This window comes from Pseudoalteromonas sp. H71, assembly GCF_001468485.1.
Taxonomy (GTDB): domain Bacteria; phylum Pseudomonadota; class Gammaproteobacteria; order Enterobacterales; family Alteromonadaceae; genus Pseudoalteromonas.
In genome coordinates this window covers 426,558-449,526 of record NZ_LODI01000001.1, presented here as the reverse complement: position 1 = coordinate 449,526, position 22,969 = coordinate 426,558, and the positions used below count along the sequence as shown (strand labels likewise).

The window sequence follows — 22,969 nt, the reverse complement described above, 5'->3', positions numbered from 1 at the left end:
CCTCGGTGCTCTCGGTGGTAATTAAATCTTTAAAATTATCTATACATAGGCGTAAAGCTTGCTCACGCAAGGGTTGCTAATGTGACCATGTGTAAATTAAACGTACTAGCAATCAAGCGCCTAAGTGGCGTACAAAATATGTGTAACTAAAATAATTAGTCTATATTCCAAAGTGACAAATTTGCAAAGGATCGCCATGGAAGACTTACTAACTCAAAAAGTAATTGGTTGCGCCATTGAAGTACATAAAAACCTAGGGCCAGGTTTATTAGAATCAAGCTACGAAAACTGCCTAGTATATGAACTACAGCAAACAGGTTTATCAACAAAAAGCCAAATAAAATTACCAATTAAGTATAAAAACACAACCATTGATGCAGGGTATAGGCTCGATATATTAATTCCAGAGCAATTAATAATAGAAATAAAAACAGTTGAAAAATTATTGCCAATTCATACAGCACAGCTAATAACATACCTAAAGCTAAGCGGCATAAAAACAGGATTACTCATAAACTTTAACCAACTAAAGCTTATTGAAGGTATAAAGCGAATAAGCGTTTAATATAAAAGTGCAAAAAAGTTAAAATATCGCAAAATAAAGTCAGCCCTGTTTGCTACCTACATTTTGTAAAACATTGAGTAAGCTTAAATACTTATTTAAAAGAAAGCAGTAATTCAAAAGCGCGTTTCGGCTTGCGCGAAAAGCCCTCTCATGCTTTAATTACCGCACAAAAATACAAGTACTCACCAAGGTCGGTGAGGAACAAAATATTTAAAATAATTTTGGGATTCTACAATGGCGTTAAGCTGTAAATCACTCATCACCTCACTCGCATTACTATCAGTTACCGGTTGCACCATAGTACCAGGCAGCCATTTTGAAGGCTTAGAATCTGGCGAGCAAACACAAAACCTTGAGCAAGATCTCGAAAAAGTAAATATTCAAATTATCGACTCGACGCTAATTAAACAACAAAAACAAGCACGTGCATCTGCAAAGCCAATATCGAACACCACTGGTGTAAACGTAAGCAATTACGAATACAAACTAGGTGTAGGTGACGTACTAACCATAGGCGTATGGGATCATCCCGAACTTACAATACCCGCAGCAGTACAACGTACCGCAGAGTTTGATGGCTTTCGCGTACAAAAAGACGGCACCATTACCTATGCTTACGCGCCAGATATTCCTGCAGCAGGACGTACTATTAGCGAAGTACGCGAAGACCTAGTTAAACGCCTAAGCCGCGTAATTGAAGACCCGCAAGTAGACATAAAAGTAGTAGGCTTTAGAAGCCAAAAAGCCTACGTAACCGGCGAAGTAAACAAACCAGGCGTATATCCAGTTACCGAAATACCACTTACCCTAATTGACGCGCTAAACCAAGCAGGTGGCCTAACCGAGGCAGCCGATTGGCGCACAGTAACGTTTACTCGTGGTAACAAAACAGAAACCATACAGCTCGACAGCTTTTATTCACAGGGTGATATTTCGCAAAACCGTTTACTGCAACACGGCGACATAATTCATGTAACGCGTAACGACGCACAAAAAGTATTTGTACTGGGCGATGTAAAGCGTGCTGGATCAATTGTATTAAACCGATACGGCTTAAACCTAGCTGAAGCACTTAGCGACACCGGCGGCCTAAACGAAACCACAGCCGACGCCAATGGCGTGTTTGTACTGCGTAAAAGCAACGTAGAGCAAACAGGTGTTATTGCAAACGTATACCAGCTGCATGCTAAAAACATTACTGCAATGGTATTAGCCGAGCAGTTTGAACTGCAACCGCACGACATTGTATACGTAACATCGGCACCATTGGCCCGTTGGAACCGTGTAATAAGCTTATTGTTACCGTCGGTAGCCACCGTTGACAACCTAAACGACATAAATAACTAAGGCGCATAGCAATGTTTGATTCTGTATTAGTTGTATGTGCTGGTAATATTTGCCGCAGCCCTACCGGTGAATATGTATTAAAGCAAAAGCTTGAAGGTAAAAATATTAAGGTTTCGTCGGCTGGGTTAACCGCACTTGAAGGTAAACCTGCCGATGCAAAAGCAAAACAAATTGCGCAAGCACATGGTGTAAACATGGATGAGCACCAAGGCAGGCAGTTGTCGTCTGCACTTGTTGCGCAAAATAGCGTAATACTGGTTATGGAAGAGCGCCATTTAAACGATGTACACGCCCGCTACCCCGAGGCTCGCGGTAAAACATTTTTACTAGGTAAGTGGATTAACAACGCCGAAATACCCGACCCGTACCGCCAAAGCACCGAAGCATTTGAACACGTTTACACATTAATCGATAGCGCATGCAGCGCTTGGCAAAAGTATTTATAAGGAATGGCTAATTTAATGAATACCCAGCCTGAAAGTAAAAATAAAAACACCGCACAACCCACCCAAGAAATCGATTTAATGGCACTACTAGGCGCATTACTCGACCGCAAATACTTTATAGCAGGCATAACGGCACTGTTTATGTTTATAGGTGTGGTTTATGCAGTATTAAGTACACCGGTTTACCAAGCCTCCGCCATGATACAAGTGGAAGACGGCAGTGCATCGGTCCCCGGGTTTGACGACATGGCTGGCATGTTCGAAAGTACATCGGCCGCGGTAACCGAAATTGAGCTGCTAAAATCACGCAGCGTAATTGGTGAAGCGGTAGATTCACTTAAATTAGATATTGTAGCCGAGCCAAAATTATTCCCGTTTATTGGTAACCGCGCTTATCGTAAATTTACCCCAATGGAAGAGGGCGATGTAGCCGAGCCAAGTTTTGGTGCAAGCAGCTATGCATGGGGCGGCGAAAGCATAAATATATTTAGGTTTGACGTACCCCGCACAGCTATTAATAGAGGCTTTACTCTTTTGGCGCAAGCAGGTAATAGTGTGGCGCTTTTAAATGATGATGGAGACCAGATACTAGCAGGTAAAGTAGGTGAAGAGCTTACTAATGGTAAATTTAACTTAACAGTGCGCAAGCTTAATGCTCGCCCCGGTACCGAGTTTATAATTTCCCGAAAAGATCGCCTAAATACAATACTTGATTTACAAGCAGCAATTGGTGCAAGCGAAAAAGGTAAAGACTCAGGCATTATTAATTTAAGCCTACAAAGCACAAAACCAAGCTACGCCGAAAAGGTGCTAGATAAAGTAGCCGCTATTTATGTACGCCGTAATGTAGAGCGCAACAGCGCCGAGGCACAAAAGTCGCTAGAGTTTTTAGAAGTACAATTACCAGAGATTAAAAAACAACTTGAATACGCCGAGCAGCGTTTTAACGACTACCAAATAAAACGCCAATCAATAAATATAACACTTGAGACCCAAGGTGTGCTTGAGCAAGTAGTAAAGCTTGAAACCAAACTACAAGAGCTAAACCTAAAGCGCTTAGAGCTGGGCCGTAAGTTTAAAAAAGACCACCCAGCATACCAAGGTATTATTGAGCAAATTCAAGCGGTAGAAAGCCAAAAAAACGACCTTATTGGCGAGGTAGGTAACCTACCCGAAACACAACAAGAGCTGCTGCGCCTAAAACGCGATGTTGAGGTAAGCAACCAAATTTATACATTGCTATTAAGTAAAACCCAAGAGCTTGATATTGTACGCGCGGGTACAGTAGGTAATGTACGTGTTATAGACTACGCCGAGGTAAACACAAGTAAGCCAGTAAAACCTAAAAAAGCATTAATAGTAGTAATGGCAACTATGCTAGGTGGCATGCTTGCGGTGGCTATTGTGCTTATACAAAAAGCCATGCATAAAGGGGTTGAAGACCCAAGTGAGATTGAAGGCCTAGGCATACCTGTTTACGCTAGTGTACCCCACTCAGACTACCAAGATAAACTAACTGGCTTTACGGGGCGCAAAAATAAAGCAGGTAAAGCTAAAAGCTTACTCGCGCTCGATAACCCAGCTGACCTTTCAATAGAGGCGCTACGTAGCCTACGCACCAGCTTACACTTTGCGATGATGGAGGCTAAAAACAACATTATTGCTATATCGGGCCCGAGTCCGGGTGTAGGTAAATCGTTTATATCGGTTAACTTAGCGGCAGTATTAGCACAAAGCGGCAAAAAAGTACTCATTATTGATGCTGATATGCGTAAAGGCTACCTACAAACTCAATTTGGCATAAAGTGGGACGATGGCTTAAGTGATTACTTATCAGGCCGATTAAACCTAGCGCAAGTAACCAAGCCAACTAAAGTTGAAGGCTTAAATGTAATTACCCGTGGGCAAATACCACCGAACCCCTCTGAGCTATTAATGCACAGCAACTTTAGCAAATTGGTTGAAGAGGTAAGCGCAGCTTACGATATAGTAATTATAGATACGCCACCAATACTTGCAGTAACCGACCCAGCTATAGTAAGTGCTCATACGGGCACTACGTTATTGGTAGCGCGTTTTGGTCAAAACCACTTACGTGAAATAGACCTAACCCGCAACCGCTTTGAGCAAAATGGGATAGACGTAAAAGGCCTAGTATTTAACGGGGTAGTTAAAAAAGCCAGCAACGCCTATGGTTATTACGGTTATTACAATTACGAATATAAATCAGATAAATAAAAAGAGCAGTACATGAACCTGAAAGTAGGTACACCCGATGTGAATGAAGAGCCTGTTAGTAATAATCAAGAACAGCTAAAATCGATATTCATAACTGAAAGCTTTAAATCAAAATCAGAAGCACTAAAGCAAAGTGTGATTTATGTATTTTGCCCAAAGGAGTGTGCCAGTAATATAGGTGAAATTATTGATGATTATTCATTCGATATAATAATTAACGACTACAGTATTACTGATTTTACTAAAAAAGTAGTATGTCATTATCAAAGTGCACATTTAAGTAAGCAACAACGTAAGTTTTTAGTTAATGCCACAGAGTGTGGTGCATGGGTTGAGCCTTTAGTAAGTTATTTAGACGACAGGCTAAAATATACAGAAGTGCGTTTACTACATAGCAGTTATTTTTTGCACCAAAAAGCATTTTCTATTTTATCAAACAAACGTACTCAAGTAGCAAAGCGCTGTGTAGATATTGTGAGTGCTATTTTACTCCTTATAATCACCATTCCATTTTCAATATTTGCTGCTTTGTTTATTAAATTAGAAAGCCCAGGGCCCATACTATTTAAGCAAAAGCGCACCGGGCAATATAACAAACAGTTTGAAGTGTATAAATTTAGATCTATGCGTAACGATGCTGAAAAAAATGGGGCTCAATGGGCTTCAAAAAACGATGCACGCGTTACAAAAGTAGGTAAATTCATACGTAAAACACGCATAGATGAAATTCCACAACTAATAAATGTTATACAAGGAACTATGTCGATAGTTGGCCCAAGGCCTGAGCGTGAAGTATTTATAAAAGATCTAGAAAAAGAAATACCCTACTACCGCTTTAGGCATGCAGTAAAACCGGGTGTTACAGGCCTAGCACAAGTGAGCTACCCGTATGGTGCATCGGTTGAAGACGCTATATGGAAGCACAAGTATGACATTCATTACATAAAACATCATTCAGCCTTACTGGACATCAAAATTTTATTAATGACAGTGCGAACAGTTATATTTGGTATGGGCCGTTAAATGAGTGAGGAACAGCCGTTAGTATCAATAATAATGCCTGCTTATAATGCGGAAAAATATATATCGGAATCCATTGAGTCGGTTCTTGCACAAAGCTATAAAAATTGGGAGCTGTTGATAACTGACGATCGCTCTACCGATACTACTCAACAAATAATTAATAAATATGCTATTCAAGATTCGCGAATAAAACTGTTTATAAATGAGAAAAATGGCGGGGCAGGGGTTGCGCGAAATTACTCTATCGGTAAGGCTAGTGGTCGGTTTATTGCATTTTTAGATGCTGACGATCAATGGTTACCAGAAAAACTGACTAAACAAATTAGCTTCATGCTTAAAAGTAACTATGCCTTTACTTTTACTGCATATCAAAAGATAAGTGGTGAAAGCTTGTTGGGGAGTGTTATACCTCCAAGTATTACTACCTATAAAAAAATACTAAGCAGTAATGTAATTGGCTGCTTAACTGCTGTTTATGATAGCAAAATATTAGGTAAGCATTACATGCCTTTAATTCGTAAAAGACAGGATATGGGGCTTTGGCTAAATATATTAAAACAAACCCCTAAAGCTTACAGCATCCCAGATGTTTTAGCTTTGTATAGAGTTGATTCCGGTATGACTCAAAATAAATTTAAAATATTAAAATGGCAGTGGGATTTATATCGAAATGTTGTTGGTTTAGGATTGTTTAAAACTTCAATTTATTTTTGTAGTTATGCAATACGCGGTTTTGTAAAACATAAAAAGTAAACTACTGTGAATTTAAAAAAAATTATCTCTAACACCTCTTGGTTAATTGGGGAAAAAATTATTGTCATGGTGGCAAACTTATTAGTTACCGTGGTTTTGGCTAGAGCTCTGGGGGCTGAACAATATGGGCTGTTAAATTACTTATTAGCTTTAGTTGCCTTGATTGCACCAGTAACAGCACTCGGTCTAAATGCAATAGTAACTAGAGAGATTGTTAATAAGCCAATAGACACCAACAAAATTATTTCTACGAGTCTTTTTCTCAGGTTCGGTTGTTCTCTAATAGTCCTTAGTCTGTTTATTGGATTAATACTCTTCTCAAATATTATTCAAGTTAATGAAGAGAAGCTTGGATTAATTTTACTTTGCCTTGGAAATATCTTTACATGCTTTTATGTTTTGGATTTTTGGTTTCAGGCCCATGTGAAGGCAAAAATTGTAACGAAAATGAAATTTATTATTGTGGTTTCATTTTCAGTAATAAAAGTATTAATTGCTTTATTTAACCCTAAACTTGTATACATTGTTTTAGCATTTTCTCTAGAGGTCGCATTAATTGGTGGTGGGTTCTTATTTATATATATTAGGGTTAAAAAAGTTGATACTTTTAGTTTTAAAGATATAGACTTAACGTACGGGCGAAAATTACTGGGCCAATCTTACTGGTTAATTTTGTCAGGTATTGCTTCCATTGTTTATTTAAAAATAGACCAACTTATGCTCAATCATATGATTGACTCGACTGCTGTAGGTACATATGCCGTTGCGTCAAGGTTATCAGAAGTTTGGTATTTCTTTGCGAATGCATTGGTAATTACACTGTTCCCCGCATTGTTGAAAATTAGAGATAATTCAAAAAATTATCTTATAAAGCTTCAAAAAATATGTGACATTTTATTTGTAAGCGCATTATTGCTGGCAATTTTAGTAACTATTTTTGGTCCAACATTTATAGTTTTACTCTTCGGTGAAGAGTATGGCGTTTCAGGTACAATATTGCAGTGGCATATTTGGGCTGCTGTATTTGTGTTCATGAGAGCATTAGCCAGTAAATGGCTGATAGCTGAGAGCCTTCTGAAGTACTCACTGATTACGCATGGGGTAGGTGCAATAATAAATGTTATTGCTAATTATTATTTAATCCCCTTGTATGCAGGTGAGGGAGCAGCAATAGCCACGATTATTTCGTATTTTGCCGCTTCATTTTTGGCTTTTTGGTTTAGTAAGTCAACACGATTAATTGCAGTGGTTATGCTGAAGTCAATTTTATTGCCTTTTACACTTGGAAAAAGGTATTGGAAAATAGGTAAAAATAATTAAATGCGTTCATTAGTAAAAAAGATCCTCCCCTCAAATTTTGTTTACAAAATTTATACAGCTAAAACTAAATTAGACTTCTTATTAATTAAGTTCTTCTCAAAAAATAATTTTTTATCTTCACTTTATTATCTTATTTTTAGTCGAGAATTTGATCGTGAGCACCGCTCTGTTTTATTGGGCAGAAAAGTTTATAAAGCTTCATTAGATGCCCAAGTAGGTTCCGCTGCTCTCCTTAGGCGTAATATCCACAGACTTGAAAAAGGTCTGATAATGCAACCCCGGAGAGCGTACTTTGGTGAAGCGTACATACAAGAAACAGTAAGCTGCTACAACGACTGTAAAAAAAGTAAAACAGCAGGGAAGGATGAGTTAAAGTGGGCTCATGATGTCCTCCAGCACTATTTTGAATGTGTTACAGATACAAAGAAAATATCGTTAGCTAAAGCTGACTTTATTATAAATGCATTAGATACTACAAATAAGTGTATTCCATACACACAAAGTGAAAGGCCTAAACTTTCAATTGATTATGATGAGTTAAACACTCTATTTAAGAGAAGACGGTCTGTTAGGTGGTTTGAACAAAAAGAAGTGCCTGAGGATTTAATTAAAAAAGCAGTAAATGCAGCAACATATGCGCCCTCAGCTTGCAATAGGCAGCCTTATAAATTTGTTGTTCTGCGTGATGAAAATAAAGCAACAGAGGTTGCTAAATATGCAATGGGTACGACGGGTTTTGCTGAAAATATTCCTTGCTTGATTGCTGTTGTTGGGGATTTAAGTGCGTACCCAGCAGAAAGAGATCGTCACGTGATTTATATAGACTCTTCCTTAGCAGCAATGCAACTTATGCTCGCATTTGAAACTCTGGAATTAAGTACATGCCCGATAAACTGGCCTGACGTAGAAGAAAGAGAGCAACTTATAAGTAAAAAACTAAATTTAGAATATCACGAGCGTGTAGTTATGTTAATGGCTGTCGGGTACCCTCAAGCTGAGGGGGGGGTAGCTTACTCTCAAAAGAAAAAAAATGATTTACTAGTTAAGGATTTATAAAGTTATGATGGTTGAAATCAAAGGTATTGGTTTACCAAACCGTGGCGCTGAGCTTATGCTATTAGCTGTTATCGAGCAATTTGAAAAAAGAGGTGTAAATGCTGACTTTTTAGTTGAACCTCTTGGTGATTACAAAACGAGAGCTAAATATAATTTATTTCAAAAATCACGTTTTTTTGGTAAAGGTTATAATTTTGGTTGGCCTTTTTCATTGTTTCCCAAAATCATTAGAGAGAAATATGGGATTGTAAATAAAAATGAAATCGATTTAGTAATTGATGCCTCTGGGTTTGCATATGGAGACAAGTGGGGGGCGAAGTTAATCAAAGACAGATTAGCAAATGAAATTGATTACTTTAAAAAAAATAGCGTAAAAGTTATTTTATTGCCACAAGCGTTTGGACCATTCGAAGACAAAGCAGTTGCTGAAGCATCTAAAAGTATTTTCTCAAAGGCCGATATTCTTATGGCCCGTGACGATGTGTCTTATGAATATGTAAACAAGCTTGGTAAGTTTGAAAAGCTAAGTCAATTTCCTGATTTTACAAATTTAGTTAAGCCCATCGATATTGAAAAGTATGAACATCTTAAAAATAGGGCCTGTGTAATACCAAACTTTCAGATGATTAGACGCGGGAATAGTCTAGGTGAGCAATACGTTAGTACTTTAGCGAATACTATAAAGCATCTAGAAGATTTGGGGCAAAAGCCTTATTTATTAATTCACGAAGGCGAAAGAGATTTAAGCTTAGCTAAGCAAGTAAACAGTGTATTAGAACATAAGGTCGAGATTGTTGATCCTCAAGATGCTTTATCTATAAAAAGCATTATTAGTAAATCCTCTATACTAGTTGGCTCAAGATTTCATGGAATTGTAAGTGCACTTTCTACAGGTGTTCCAGTTGTAGCTATGGGATGGAGCCACAAATATGAGATGCTATTAAAGGAGTATGGAGTACCAGAGTTATTAGTGGAAGTCGATGCAAATACTGTTACTTCGCTTTGTTCAAAGCTTTTAAATGACGAAAGTTATAAAAATATAACGCTATCAACAATTAATACTGCCTCCGTTGAGCTGAAAAAGTTATCTACCCAAATGTGGGATAAGGTATTTAGCGAAATTCAAAAATAAATGAGGAAGTTATGATTCTGGTTACTGTTATAATTCCGTTTTACTCATCTACGCCCGGTTTATTAATTAAAGCTGTTGAAAGTGCTTTGAATCAAACTATGGAGAACTTGGAGGTAATCATTGTAGATGACTGCTCGCCAGTTCTTGCCAAAGATGAGGTTAAAGCTATTAATGATGACAGAGTTAGAATCATTACTCATTCAGAGAACAGTAATGGTGGCATAGCTCGAAATACTGGTATTGAAAGTGCTAGAGGTGAATATATAGCATTTCTAGATTATGACGATATTTGGTATAAAGATAAGCTCGAAAAGCAGCATAAACTTTTTAACACATACTCAATTAACCTCAACGATTTAGTTATTTATTCAAGATGTAAAATAATAGATGGTAATCGAGTGTTAATTAGGCCTACAAGGTCTATAAAAAAAACAGAATCAGTTGGCGAGTACCTATTTTGCGCAAAACAAATAATTCAAACCAGCGGTATTTTTTTAAAGACGGAGCTTGCTCGTAAGACTATGTTTGATGACTTAAAACGCCATCAAGATTATCAATTTTGTTTATCATTAGAAAGTAAAGGCGCGAATTTTTTAATGCTAGAAGAAGTTAGTTATGAGTTTATTCAAATACCAAAATTAAATGACTATCATTTTTCCTTAAAATGGTTAGAGTTATACTCTAAATATTTAAATAAAAAATCCATTAAGGCTTTTAAAGTGCTCGTGATATTAAGAAGCATAATAAGCCATAAAAATAATAAGCAGGCATTTAAATTTGCATTAAAGGAAAGGTTAATAATAAGTTTTTTTAAAATTATATTCCTTAAATTTTCGAAAAAAATATATCTTAAAGCCACTCAAAGGCGAACTTAGTTTTGAAAATAGTATTTTTTACAGCGATATTTTTCCATATAGGTGCAATATTCTTTTCCTTTGAGAATGGTTTTCTTAATAATATAAAGTTAGAAACAATGATACTTTCTTCTTTGGATCTAATATTAGGCTTTCTAGTCTTATATCTGGTTCTTTTAAGGTTTAAAGGTATTAAATATCAATTCGCTGAACTCTACGAAAGAAACTACCTTCCAGTTATTGAAAGGTTAAAGCCAATTATATTTTTATTATTAATGTGGTCTGCCTTCTTAGCTTTTCAATCCTACTCTCTAATTGGTGCAGGAATTTTACGGCATCAGTTATTAAAAGAATATGATGCCGCTGGTTTGGACTATATGTTCTTAAGTGGTTTTTTTAAATTATTAGTGCCTTTTGTATATTGCTTTAGATCATCTATAAGCTTAAAGATTATGAGTATTTTAGGGCTAGTAATGGTCATAATCATTACAGCTTCTCGTTCAGAATTAAGGTATGTTATTCATTTCTTTTTGATATTAATGATATTTAACCAAGGGCGAGAGGGTAATATTAGATTAATAAAGTTCACAGGCATGGCGCTTGTTATGATAACTTTTGCGATACTAAGTACTAGTCTAATACAAAATAGGCCAATTTCCGCTGGAATGACCGCAATTGTTGACATTGTAAGAAATGTATTTACATATAGAGCATACGGCTACTACCTTGGTGAGATTGCAATGCAAAACTCATTTTATTTAGATAAGCTCCTATTTCCTTTTGGAGGGTATGTTTCAGAGTTTTTCATGAAAAACATCACTAATATTGCGGTACCAATAGATTCTGCTTATGTAGGTGGGCTTCATGAGTTAGGGACAAGTCCAACAACAGGAAGACCTTATTTAGCAAATGTAGTTTATCCTTGGTGGAGTTGGTTTATAGGAGTTTATGGGATTCTTGGTTTGATTGTAAAAGCTATATATACATATATTTTACTTTACATAATCCTTTTAAATAGAATGATATTCACACTGGTTCTTTTATTAAGTTTTGTGTTATTGGGTACTGCAGTTTCTCATCCGTTCATGACTCTTACACATGTATTTTCATTTTTTGTTGCGATTGTCATTGATCTTTCAATTATTTATTTTTCTTCCAAAAAGTTTTTGTTAAAGGGTAAAGCATGAAGATAGTTTCATTTGTAGGTGAAACTTTTAGTAGTTTTGATGGTGTTTTTTACGCAAAACCAACATCAGCGGCATTTTTACAGGATGCAATAGGTAGAGATAATGTTTTTGTTTGTTCTCCATCAGTAAAAGTCGTTAATAAGCCAACCAACTTTAGTACCGAAGTGAGTGCAAGTAAATTTCATTCATTTCCTGCTTATGAATCTACCAAAGATTTCGCCCTCAAAAGTTTGCTAAAAAAAGGTTATTTGAAATCTTACCAAAACGCAGCTGATGAGGTTATAAGTAACCATAAAGGTGCCTACTTTTGGATAAGGACTCCATCCATCGGCAGTATAGTTTTTGGTCTGCAAGCATTAAAAGCAGGTGAAAAGGTATTACATCATATGTGCGCAGATGCATCAAATACTTGGAGGGATAATAAATACTCTTTACCTGAAAAAGTATTCGGTTTTTTATTATCGCGTTATATTCGTTTTAAATTAAGCCAAATATGTAGTAATAAAAACACTATCAATTTATGTACTGGTGATTCCTTAGAAAAATTTAGTAAAAAGTTCGCACCAAATAGCACATACCAGTTTGTTGATTTAATGGTAAAAAAGCCTACAGAAAATTATATTAGCACCCCTACCTCAAATACTTTAAAACTATTGTTTATAGGACGAGTTGTAGAAGACAAAGGCATTTACGACCTAATAAGGTCTCTCAGTGAATTAAAGGGTAAAGTTGAGTTAACCGTTATTGGTGATGGCCCTGATTTAGCTTCTGCAAAGCAGTTAAGTAATAAGTTAGATGTTGCTAGTAGTGTTTTTTTTAAAGGCCAACTACCTCATTCACAATTACCTCAGTATTTAGAAGCTACAAACTTAGTTGTTGTACCCTCAAATAATTATTATGAGGGCTTTCCGCGAGTTATTATGGAGGCTTGGGCTTATAAAAAACCTGTAATAGTTTCAGATGTGGGGGGGGTTAAGGCATTTGTTAAGCATGGTGTCAACGGCCTAATATTCAAGCAAGGTGATAAAACTGGGTTATTACATTCAATTCAGTTATTACTCGATGATAAAGCTTTACTTACATCCCTAACAAAAGGTGCTGAGAATATGGAATCGTTATCTAACCAGCAATATTGGATTGAGCAAACTCTACATATACTAGGCGTCAATAATGAAACATAAATCTTTACTATTATATTCATGGTTGGTTCGAACTACCTTTATTTTTTTTCCTGATATACCAATAGTAATGAGCATTAGAGGGTGGCTCTATAGTCTTGGTATGCAAAGTGCTGGTAAGAATTTTCAGGTGTCAGCTGATTCCAAGTTAGTTGGCCTAGAAAACCTTAAATTTGGTGATAATATCTTTATTGCAACTAATGTTGTTATTAATGCAAGTTGCTTAATTAACATAGAAGACGAAGTCATGATTGGTATTGCTAGTACTCTTGTATCAGGAGATCATACTATTAAAGATGGTAGTTATAGATACGGTAAACCGATAAGAAAGCCGATATTTATTGGTCGTGGTAGTTGGGTTGCTGGAAATGTACTAATAACTGCTGGAGCATCCCTGCCAAATTCTAGCTTGTTAGCTGGTGGTGCTGTTTTAAGTAAAAGTTTTGATGAGCCAGGTATATATGGTGGCGTACCAGCTAAATTATTAAGAAAAAATTAATTTAAATAACAATTTATGGAATAGCATGTTAAGAAAATTTATTTACAGGGTTGGATGTTTAATTAGAAACCCTAGTATAGATAAATGTTATGAAGCTCTTAAAGAATCGGAGTTTTATTCAAGTGAAGAGCTTCATGATTTGCAACAAAGAAAATTAACTATTCTTTTGAAGTTCTGTTATCAACATTCAGCTTACTACAGGAAGTCTTTTGATAAAGTAGGGTTTAATCCATTATTAGAGCCTATCAATTTAGATGTTTTAAGTAAAATTCCAATCCTTTCAAAAGATGACTTAATCAAATTTAACTCAGAAATTCATACAACTAACTCATTCAAGTTTAAGAAAAAGTTTTTTTCTGAAACCTCAGGATCAACAGGCCAAGCCTTAACTTTTTATAAGGATGAGGTTTGGGATTCTTACAATAGATCATCTATAAATAGAGGCTTGAGTTGGTTTTCAATATCACCATGGGATCGCAATGGCTATTTCTGGGGGTTTAACTTTGTTTTTTTACATAGATTAAAAACAAAGCTGTTCGACTTCTTATTATGTCGTTTTCGCCTTTTTTCCTATTCAGATAATGACTTAGATAAGTTTTTAAATAAGTGTAAACGAGCAAGGTATTTAGAGGGCTATAGCTCAATGATTTATGAGGTTGCAAAACTCGCTAATAAAAAGGGTGTTAACCTCACGAATATAAAATTGATTAAAGGTACATCTGAAAAAATATATCCACATTATAGTAGTGAGACCCTCAAGGCTTTTGGCCAAAAAATTATTAGTGAGTATGGCTCTGCTGAATCTGGAATAATTGCATTTGAATGCCCAGAGGGAAATATGCATTTAAATGAAGAAACTTGTATTGTGGAGTGTATTGATGGCAAAGCTATAGTAACAAATTTAGTTGCTATGTCCTTTCCTACAATACGGTATGATCTAGGTGATTATATAGAACTTTCAGATATCGAATGTGATTGTGGTAGAAAACATAAGGTATTAAAAGAAGTGACCGGAAGGGTAGGTAAAAATATCATTGGTTTTAATAATAAATACCCTTCGCTAACTCTTTATTATATTTTCAAAAATATCGCTTTAAGCTCTGGTTTAGAATTAACTTATCGTTGCGAACAATCAACTATTGGTTTTCTTACTGTTTACTTAGAGGTGGAAGTTACGGAGCGTCTGATTAGCTTGCTAGATAGCGAGTTTGGTAAATATTTTAAAGATGATATTAAATGTGAATACGTGGAAAAAGCTACAGTTAGGGTGAAAGGGCGCAAACTCAAGGACTTTGAAAGTTTTATTGATTAAGGTCTTTTCAATTCTAAATGTTGCCTTATTTTATGTTTGAGCTGTTTTTAGTGCTTATTTATTACTTTGCAGTAATAAGCTTTTTATGCGTCATTTTGGCTTAGCAGAAAAAACTCTCGGCCGGAAAATAACTGAAAGATTAAATCTAATACCTAATGCTATACAAGTCTGATAAAATCACACTATTAATTACTAACTAAACTTTAAAGGAATAACATGAAAATTGCCGTGGTTGGTACGGGCTATGTAGGCCTTTCGAACGCTATGCTTTTATCGCAACATAACGAAGTGGTTGCACTTGATATTGACGAGCAAAAAATAGCATTACTCAATAATAAACAATCGCCTATTGTTGATACTGAAATTAGTGAATTTTTAACACGCAGTGATTTAAATTTTACAGCCACTACCGACAAAGTAGCAGCTTACAAAAATGCTGATTACGTAATTATAGCAACGCCAACAGACTACGATGTTGAAAACAATTACTTTAATACCAGCTCTGTTGAAGCTGTAATTAAAGATGCTATAGCGCATAACCCTAATGCGGTTATGGTGATTAAGTCGACTATTCCAGTAGGATTTACAGCTGATATTAAAAAGCAACTTAACGCAGAAAACTTAATATTTTCGCCGGAGTTTTTACGTGAAGGCAAAGCCCTTTACGATAACTTACATCCGTCACGTATTGTTGTAGGTGAGCAAAGCGAACGTGCAACTGTTTTTGCTAATTTACTTAAGCAAGGCGCTATTAAGCAAGATGTTGAAGTGTTATTTACTGACTCAACTGAAGCTGAAGCTATTAAGTTATTTTCTAACACTTACTTAGCTATGCGCGTTGCGTATTTTAATGAGCTTGATAGTTACGCAGAAGCACACGGTTTAAACAGCAAGCAAATTATACAAGGCGTTGGGTTAGACCCACGTATTGGCAGCCATTATAACAACCCATCGTTCGGGTATGGTGGCTATTGTTTACCAAAAGACACTAAGCAACTACGTGCTAACTACCAAAACGTACCAAATAATATTATTGGCGCAATTGTAGATGCAAACACAACTCGGAAAGACTTTATTGCTGATTCAATCATTAAACGCAGCCCGAAAATTGTGGGTGTTTATCGCTTAGTAATGAAAACGGGCTCAGATAACTTTAGAGCGTCTGCCATTCAGGGCATTATGAAGCGCATTAAAGCCAAAGGTATTGAAGTTGTTGTATTTGAGCCAGTGCTTGAAGAAAACGAGTTTTACCACTCACGCGTAATAAAAGACTTAAATGAGTTTAAGCAGATATCTGACGTTGTGGTTTCTAACCGTATGGTTGAAGAGCTAAGCGATATTGCAGATAAAGTGTATACGCGTGATTTATTTGGTAGTGATTAATAAACATAGTTTAAAGACTAAAGGTTAAAGGCTAAAAGCTTAAGATTAAAGGTAAGTAAAAACTATAGTTAATTTATAGTCGGGGGCGTTGTGCAATTTGAAGACTTAAACGTTTGGCAACGCTCTGCTGACTTAGCTTGTGAAGTTTTTATTTATTTTAAGACTAGTAAGCAATTTGGTTTAAAAGATCAAATTACACGCTCAGCATTATCAATTTCATCAAATATTGCTGAGGGTTATGAGAGAAAGACAGCTAAAGATTACTGCCGTTTTCTCTCTTACTCTAAAGGTAGCTGTGGAGAGCTTCGTTCACAGTTATATATTGCCTTAAAAATTGGTGAGGTTGATACAAAAACAGCAGAAATCTGGATAGAAGAGTCTAGGCAGTTGTCAAAAATGATATCTTCCTTAATTAAAACGATTGAAACTTGGGATTAGGTTTTTAGTCTTCAACTTTCAACTTTCAACTTTCAACTTTCAACTTTCAACTTTCAACTTTCAACTTTCAACTTTCAATTTTATCAGTTTAAAAATTAGGAAATTATGAAGTATTTAGTTACAGGTGCTGCAGGTTTTATTGGTGCAGCATCGTGTCAAAAATTATTGGCGGCTGGCCATGTGGTTATAGGTATTGATAACCTAAATGATTATTACGATGTAAATTTAAAGCTTGCACGTTTGGCGCAGTTTGAAAGCCACGATAATTTTACGTTTATTAAGCTTGATATAAGCGAACGTGAAGCAATGAGTGAGTTATTTGCAGCTCAGCAGTTTGATAAAGTAATACACTTGGCTGCGCAAGCGGGTGTACGTTATTCAATAGAAAACCCAGATGCCTACGCCGACTCTAACTTAGTAGGGCACTTAAATGTGCTTGAAGGGTGTAGGCATAACAAAGTTAAGCACCTTGTTTATGCATCATCTAGCTCTGTTTATGGCCTAAACGAAAAAACACCATTTGAAACAACCGATAGTGTTGATCACCCTGTATCGTTTTATGCGGCAACTAAAAAAGCAAATGAGCTAATGGCACATAGCTATTCTCATTTATATAGTTTACCAACCACAGGTTTACGCTTTTTTACGGTTTATGGCCCATGGGGTCGCCCAGATATGGCACCGTATATTTTTACTAAAAAAATACTCGACGGCGATACTATTGATATAAACAACAATGGTGATATGTGGCGCGACTTTACTTATATTGACGATATTGTAGAAGGTGTTATACGTGCTGCCGATGTTATACCTAAAGCAAACCCAAGCTGGCGTGTAGAAAGCGGCTCGCCTGCTACAAGCTCAGCTCCTTATGCGGTTTATAATATTGGCCACGGTAGTCCAATAAACCTTATGAAGTTTATTGAAGCAATTGAGGCCGAGCTTGGTACAGAGGCAAGCAAAAACTTCCGTGAAATGCAGGCGGGTGATGTGTATAAAACTTACGCCGACACGCAAGACTTGTTTAATGCCACGGGTTATAAAGCTCAAGTAGGTGTTAAACAAGGCGTTAGCGAGTTAATTAAGTGGTATAAAAGCTTTTATAAATAAGCTTTATAAGTTAAAAAACACAGCTTTACATGAAGGTGTGTTTTTAATTAACTGACAATGTATTTTTTATTCATCTTCTATCTACATTTAATCTGTTAATTTAAAAATAATTAATTTAAAAATAAAGGACTACCCATGAAAGCTGTAATTCCTGTTGCTGGCCTTGGCACGCGTATGCTACCCATGACCAAAGCAATCCCTAAAGAAATGCTTCCTATTGTTGATAAGCCTCTTATTCAATACATTGTTAATGAGTGTGTAGCTGCAGGCATTAAAGAGGTTGTTTTAGTTACTCATAGCTCTAAAAACGCGATTGAAAACCATTTTGATACCAGCTACGAGCTTGAAGCAACACTTGAAAAACGTGTTAAACGCACATTACTTGAAGAAGTGCGCTCTATTTGCCCTAGTGATGTGACCATTATGCACGTTCGCCAAGGTGAGGCTAAAGGCTTGGGGCATGCTATTTTATGTGCAAAGCCCATTGTAGGGAATGACGATTTTGTAGTTGTGCTACCCGATGTAATACTTGATGCGTACACGGCTAACCAAAAAACAGAAAACCTTGCCGCTATGATCGCTCGTTTTAATGAAACCGCAGCAAGCCAAATTATGCTTGAGCCTGTGGCTATGGATGATGTAAGTAAATACGGTATTGCCGATATTAATGGTGTGCAATTAGCTCCTGGCGAAAGCGCTAAAATTAAAACTATGGTTGAAAAGCCGGATGTTGATGTTGCGCCTTCAAACCTAGCTGTAGTTGGCCGTTATGTATTAAGTAAAAATATTTGGCCATTACTTGCTAAAACCCCAGTAGGGGCGGGTGGCGAAATACAATTAACTGACTCGATTGATGCGTTAATGGCGCAAGAAACGGTTGAGGCATTTCATATGAGTGGCCGCGCGCACGACTGTGGCGACAAGCTGGGTTATTTAAAGGCAATTGTTGAATATGGTATGCGTGATGAAAAGCTGGGTAAAGAATTTGCACAGCATTTAAATGCATTAGTGAATGGTGAAAATGCACCAGCGCTCAATAATGTGGTTAATTTGTAAAAATAGCTTTAGTTATTCTAAAATTATTAAACCGTGTTTAATTTAAACACGGTTTTTTTGTTTTTTAGACAAGTTTTGTATTTGGTTAATAAAGTGAATAAGACATTATTATCACCACAGAGAAGACAAGAAGAAGTAAAGGAGAAGATACTAGAAAATAGTATATTTCCTCTGTGTAGCGCGCAGTGCTCTCGGTGGTCAAAATTGTCTAGTGGTTAAATTTTTTACCTAAATGGTAAAGTAAATAAAACATTATTATCACCACAGAGAAGACAAGGAGAAGTACAGGAGAAGATACTAGAAAATAGTATGTTTCCTCAGTGTAGCGTGCAGTGCCCCGGTGCCCCGGTGCCCTAGGTGGTAGAAATTGTTTTGTGGTTAGGTTTGTACCTGATTTATAAAGTAAATAAAACATTTTTATCACCACAGAGAAGACAAGGAGCAGTGCAGGAGAAGTCATTTTAAACAAAGTGTATTGTATTGCGCTCTTCTCAGTGTAGTGCACAGCGCCTCAGTGCGCTCGGTGGTAGAAATTGTTTTGTGGTTAGGTTTGTACCTGATTTATAAAGTAAATAAAAATATTATTATCACCACAGAGAAGACATGGGGAAGTAAAGGAGAAGATACTAGAAAATAGTATGTTCCCTCTGTGTAGCGCGCAGCGCCTCGGTGTGCTCGGTGGTAATTAAATCCCTAAATTATCTTAACGTAGGGGTGAAGCTTGCTCACGCAAAAGGTTGTTAATGTGACTATGTATAAATTAAACGCGCCAGCAAACAACGCGCCTACAAAAACAAGCTTGGGTACTCTGCTGGTCTTTAGGAAGTTTAGTTTTGGATAGGTATTATATCGCTTTTGAAAGCGCGAAATAAATTCGCGCTTTCAAATTTAAAAGCTAGCGGAGAAAGCGATTCTTGAAAATGCCTCGCCATACACATCTTTACCTAGGTAGAGCTCAGCGCCTAGGCTTTTAGCGCCCCAAATAGGTTTGTTTAATTTACGTATATAAGCTGTTTGGAGTTCGTAACTTGTATTATAGCCGTCATATTTATTTTTAAGGCCACGTAACGTTGTATTCAAGCCCTCTTTAGCACTAAGCTGCCAATGCCAGTTAATACTCATCGATTTTGCTGGAGTGTAGTCTGTATAGTCGTGCTCATCCCCCCCCCAGTGGCCAATTACGTTGCCTGAGTTGCGGTTACCGTCTAAGTATAAACCGTTAGCATACCAAAGCTTTTGCCAATTACTGTGTTCAAAACGCAAGCTGTGATTGTTTGCAACGAAGGGTAAATAAAGCCCAAAACTATAAGCATTATTACGAGAGCCACCGAGTGTGTCTTCAAGGGCTATTTCACTATAAATCTCATACGGTAAATCAAATAGGCTGTTATTGTACTCAAAGGTGATTGATCCTAACTGATCACCCAGCTCAAAGTTTTCACCAAATTCATCAGCATCGTTGCTGCCTACGTTATCTTTAGCGCCGGGTGTAAAAAAACCTTCAGCAAAATCTTTTAAGGTTACGCTACGCGGCCCCCCACCAAATTGCATTAAGCGGCTTAGTCCAATAGTTAAGTTATCTGTTGCTGCAAAACTAATATGTAAGCCGTATAAATAAGGCTTGCCTGGTTCATATACTCTTTCTACCCCACTTTGTTTGCCTTCTTTTAAAATTCCACGCTGCTCGGTCATTTTACTAATAAACATATCGTACCGAATGTTAAAGCTGGTTATTGGTTCAACATTACTTATGGTAAGTGACGGCGTTGTTTTAGCATGTGTGCTTAATAGCATGGCGCTGTCGTTAAAAGGCGAATACCAATGTTCTCGGTAGCCTATATCGAGCTGTGCGTATTTATTACCTAGGTAAATAAAACTTTGGGTTGGGAGTATTTCGTTTTCGTTTGCAATGCCTGCCACACTTACACCAAAGTAACGTCCAAAGTTAGCGTAAGCGCCACCTTCAACAATTAAGTTGGTTTTAGTGGTTTGCCCGCGTTGATTGGGTAGTGTTTTGTTTTTTGTACCAGCAGCAAGGGTTACTTTAGCAAATGTGCCTGCATCACTTTGTATATACGGGCTTATTTGGTACGACAGAGTTTGATAGAGCTCTGGGTAACTATGCCTTATGGTTTGTAGTACGTTGTATATATCGTGCGCTTTATAGGGCTTGCTCATAATGTGGGTATTTTTACTTACCGCTAAAAGGCGCTCTACATTATGCTCTAACTCTGGTGCTTGGTTTAAAGGTAAATATGGCGATACGCCTCCCTTTGCTAAAGCGTTTGCACTTAATGCTAATGCTATAAGTAACGATGTTTTTTTGAGCATAATTATTCCGTTTGCCAATTTTTATAGTAAGTAAATACGTTAATGCGAGGTTAGCAATAAATACGTTAGTAAGAAAGAAAAAAGCGTTTATAGGAAGTGGTTTTAAGTTGCTAGTTATAAGGTTGAAGTTTCTAGATATTAGTTGGCAATTATAGATGTTAGTTTTCAGTTTAAGTTGGCGGCAGTTATCAGAATAGCCATTAAGGTTTGTATTGATGAGCGTTATTTACAAAAGTGACTTATTCACCACAGAGAAGACAAGGAGCAGTGCAGGAGAAGTCATTTAAAACAAATATATTGTATTACGCTCTTCTCAGTGTAGCGCGCAGCGCTTCGGTGCGATCGGTGGTCAAACTTGTTTTGTAACTTGGGAGCTGTACCTAGTTGATAAAGAAAAAAAGACATTATTATCACCACAGAGAAGACAAGGACCAGTGCAGAAGAAGTGATTTTAAAACCAATCAACCGTTGCGTTCTTCTCAGTGTAGCGCGCAGTGCTTCGGTGCTCTCGGTGGTAATTAAATCCCTAGATTATCTCAACGTAGGCGTGAAGCTTGCTCACGCGAAAATTGTTAATAAAATATGTGTAAATTAAACCCGCCAGCAAGCAAGGCGCCTACAAAAAACGCGCCGTAGTGTATCGAGAAAAAATAACTTAAACTAATTGGCTTTGGTTTTCTCATTTGCTCCTCATTCGCTTCTCTTTGTGCATTATGTTTTTAAAAGCCGATTATTCACAAAGAGGGTAAGAGACGCTGCGCTTTAGAGGGTTGGATTATAGTAGTGACGTTACGCCGCGTTTTTGTGGGGTGTTATATATTTGGGCTGGTACTTGCCTTTATACTTTGCGTGAAGCTTGCTCACGCAAAAGGTTGTTAATGTGACCATATGTAAATTAAACGCGACGCTATATAGTGTGTAAATGAGCACTCTAACTTATATCTTAATATATATTGTGTGAAAAATTTGTATTTATGCTTTTAATAATAAAGCTGCGCCTATTAGCAAAGTCCACTATGCTATGGGCTATTCGTTATTTATATTTTTAAGGATTCATCATGATTGAGCAAGGCCAAAACTTACCAGAAGTTACACTTACGCAGCTAGCAAGCGAAGGTATGCAAACGCTAACTAATAAAGAACTGTTTGATGGCAAAAAAGTGGTTTTATTTGCTGTGCCAGGGGCGTTTACACCAACGTGTTCAAATGCGCACTTACCTGAATTTATTACGCTTGCTGATAAAATTAAAGCAAAAGGGGTTGATGCTATTTATTGTGTGTCGGTTAACGACGCATTTGTAATGAAAGCATGGGGCGACTCGCAAAACGCTAAAGAAATTTTAATGCTAGCCGATGGTGACGCAAGCTTTACTAAAGCGCTTGGGCTTGAAAAAGATACCGCAGGCTTTGGTGGTATTCGCTCTTCACGTTACGCAATGATTGTAGATAACGCGGTTGTTACTGGGTTATTTGTAGAAGCAGGTAAAGAGTTTACAGTAAGCCGCGCAGAGCATGTTTTAGAAAAGCTTTAAGGCTGCATTTAGTTGTCAGTTTTTAGTTATCAGTTATTAGAAGTCAGTTGTCAGTGGTTAGTGGCTAGTTATCAGATAGAAGTTTTTAGATATTAGTGATTAGATGTCAGTAATTAATAAATTTTAGATTTATTTTAGGCGAATTTAGTTAGCTATTTGTTATTAACATATTAAAAACTAAGCTAGTAAAAATGGTATAAACAAAAGTA

The 22,969-nt window shown here is 36.9% G+C and carries 20 protein-coding genes; 19 read left to right on the top strand and 1 reads right to left on the bottom strand.

Going from position 1 to position 22,969, the window contains the following annotated elements; all coding sequences use genetic code 11:
• Positions 1 to 196: 196 nt before the first annotated feature.
• The 18 genes from ATS71_RS02130 (at position 197) to galU (ending at position 18,897) form a co-directional block, all read left to right on the top strand.
• On the top strand, positions 197 to 565 hold the full coding sequence (locus ATS71_RS02130) for a GxxExxY protein (RefSeq protein ID WP_058403317.1): 369 nt from the start codon (positions 197 to 199) through the stop codon (positions 563 to 565).
• Between the two features lie 234 nt (positions 566 to 799).
• A complete protein-coding gene (locus tag ATS71_RS02125) occupies positions 800 to 1,912 on the top strand; it encodes a polysaccharide export protein (RefSeq protein WP_058403316.1) in 1,113 nt (370 codons plus the stop codon).
• 11 nt (positions 1,913 to 1,923) lie between these two features.
• Positions 1,924 to 2,358, top strand: a complete 435-nt coding sequence (locus ATS71_RS02120; RefSeq protein ID WP_058403315.1) for a low molecular weight protein-tyrosine-phosphatase — start codon at positions 1,924 to 1,926, stop codon at positions 2,356 to 2,358.
• A 15-nt stretch (positions 2,359 to 2,373) separates the two neighbouring features.
• Positions 2,374 to 4,596, top strand: a complete 2,223-nt coding sequence (locus tag ATS71_RS02115) for a polysaccharide biosynthesis tyrosine autokinase (RefSeq protein WP_058403341.1) — start codon at positions 2,374 to 2,376, stop codon at positions 4,594 to 4,596.
• A gap of 12 nt (positions 4,597 to 4,608) precedes the next feature.
• Complete coding sequence (locus tag ATS71_RS02110) at positions 4,609 to 5,619, top strand: exopolysaccharide biosynthesis polyprenyl glycosylphosphotransferase (protein ID WP_058403314.1); 1,011 nt, start codon at positions 4,609 to 4,611, stop codon at positions 5,617 to 5,619.
• Positions 5,620 to 6,372 (top strand): glycosyltransferase family 2 protein, encoded by a 753-nt coding sequence (locus tag ATS71_RS02105; protein ID WP_058403313.1) that lies wholly within the window; start codon positions 5,620 to 5,622, stop codon positions 6,370 to 6,372.
• 6 nt (positions 6,373 to 6,378) lie between these two features.
• A complete protein-coding gene (locus ATS71_RS02100) occupies positions 6,379 to 7,692 on the top strand; it encodes a flippase (RefSeq protein WP_058403312.1) in 1,314 nt (437 codons plus the stop codon).
• Positions 7,693 to 8,748 (top strand): nitroreductase family protein, encoded by a 1,056-nt coding sequence (locus ATS71_RS02095; protein ID WP_058403311.1) that lies wholly within the window; start codon positions 7,693 to 7,695, stop codon positions 8,746 to 8,748. It abuts the gene before it with no gap.
• A gap of 4 nt (positions 8,749 to 8,752) precedes the next feature.
• Positions 8,753 to 9,880: a polysaccharide pyruvyl transferase family protein gene (locus ATS71_RS02090; protein ID WP_058403310.1), complete on the top strand. Its 1,128-nt coding sequence runs from the start codon at positions 8,753 to 8,755 to the stop codon at positions 9,878 to 9,880.
• 11 nt (positions 9,881 to 9,891) lie between these two features.
• Positions 9,892 to 10,755, top strand: a complete 864-nt coding sequence (locus ATS71_RS02085) for a glycosyltransferase family 2 protein (RefSeq protein WP_058403309.1) — start codon at positions 9,892 to 9,894, stop codon at positions 10,753 to 10,755.
• A 2-nt stretch (positions 10,756 to 10,757) separates the two neighbouring features.
• On the top strand, positions 10,758 to 11,921 hold the full coding sequence (locus ATS71_RS02080; RefSeq protein WP_058403308.1) for a hypothetical protein: 1,164 nt from the start codon (positions 10,758 to 10,760) through the stop codon (positions 11,919 to 11,921).
• Positions 11,918 to 13,102, top strand: a complete 1,185-nt coding sequence (locus ATS71_RS02075; RefSeq protein ID WP_058403307.1) for a glycosyltransferase — start codon at positions 11,918 to 11,920, stop codon at positions 13,100 to 13,102. Before ATS71_RS02080 ends, ATS71_RS02075 begins: the two co-directional genes overlap by 4 nt.
• Positions 13,092 to 13,598 carry an acyltransferase gene (locus tag ATS71_RS02070; protein WP_058403306.1) on the top strand — a complete coding sequence of 169 codons (507 nt, stop codon included), beginning with the start codon at positions 13,092 to 13,094 and terminating at the stop codon, positions 13,596 to 13,598. The genes ATS71_RS02075 and ATS71_RS02070 overlap by 11 nt, the downstream gene beginning before the upstream one ends.
• A 25-nt stretch (positions 13,599 to 13,623) precedes the next feature.
• Positions 13,624 to 14,910: a phenylacetate--CoA ligase family protein gene (locus ATS71_RS02065; protein ID WP_058403305.1), complete on the top strand. Its 1,287-nt coding sequence runs from the start codon at positions 13,624 to 13,626 to the stop codon at positions 14,908 to 14,910.
• 216 nt (positions 14,911 to 15,126) lie between these two features.
• The gene (locus tag ATS71_RS02060) at positions 15,127 to 16,293 is read left to right on the top strand and encodes a nucleotide sugar dehydrogenase (RefSeq protein WP_058403304.1); all 1,167 of its coding nucleotides are present in this window, start codon (positions 15,127 to 15,129) and stop codon (positions 16,291 to 16,293) included.
• Positions 16,294 to 16,383: 90 nt separating this feature from the next.
• Positions 16,384 to 16,731 (top strand): four helix bundle protein, encoded by a 348-nt coding sequence (locus ATS71_RS02055; protein WP_058403303.1) that lies wholly within the window; start codon positions 16,384 to 16,386, stop codon positions 16,729 to 16,731.
• Positions 16,732 to 16,836: 105 nt separating this feature from the next.
• Complete coding sequence (locus tag ATS71_RS02050; protein ID WP_058403302.1) at positions 16,837 to 17,841, top strand: NAD-dependent epimerase; 1,005 nt, start codon at positions 16,837 to 16,839, stop codon at positions 17,839 to 17,841.
• Positions 17,842 to 17,976: 135 nt separating this feature from the next.
• Complete coding sequence (gene galU / locus ATS71_RS02045) at positions 17,977 to 18,897, top strand: UTP--glucose-1-phosphate uridylyltransferase GalU (RefSeq protein WP_058403301.1); 921 nt, start codon at positions 17,977 to 17,979, stop codon at positions 18,895 to 18,897.
• Between the two features lie 888 nt (positions 18,898 to 19,785).
• Here the strand turns inward: galU and ATS71_RS02040 are convergent.
• Positions 19,786 to 21,228 carry a capsule assembly Wzi family protein gene (locus tag ATS71_RS02040; protein WP_058403300.1) on the bottom strand — a complete coding sequence of 481 codons (1,443 nt, stop codon included), beginning with the start codon at positions 21,226 to 21,228 and terminating at the stop codon, positions 19,786 to 19,788.
• Positions 21,229 to 22,286: 1,058 nt separating this feature from the next.
• On the opposite strand from ATS71_RS02040, the gene ATS71_RS02035 reads away from it, so the two are divergent.
• The gene (locus ATS71_RS02035) at positions 22,287 to 22,760 is read left to right on the top strand and encodes a peroxiredoxin (RefSeq protein WP_058403299.1); all 474 of its coding nucleotides are present in this window, start codon (positions 22,287 to 22,289) and stop codon (positions 22,758 to 22,760) included.
• Positions 22,761 to 22,969: the final 209 nt, after the last annotated feature.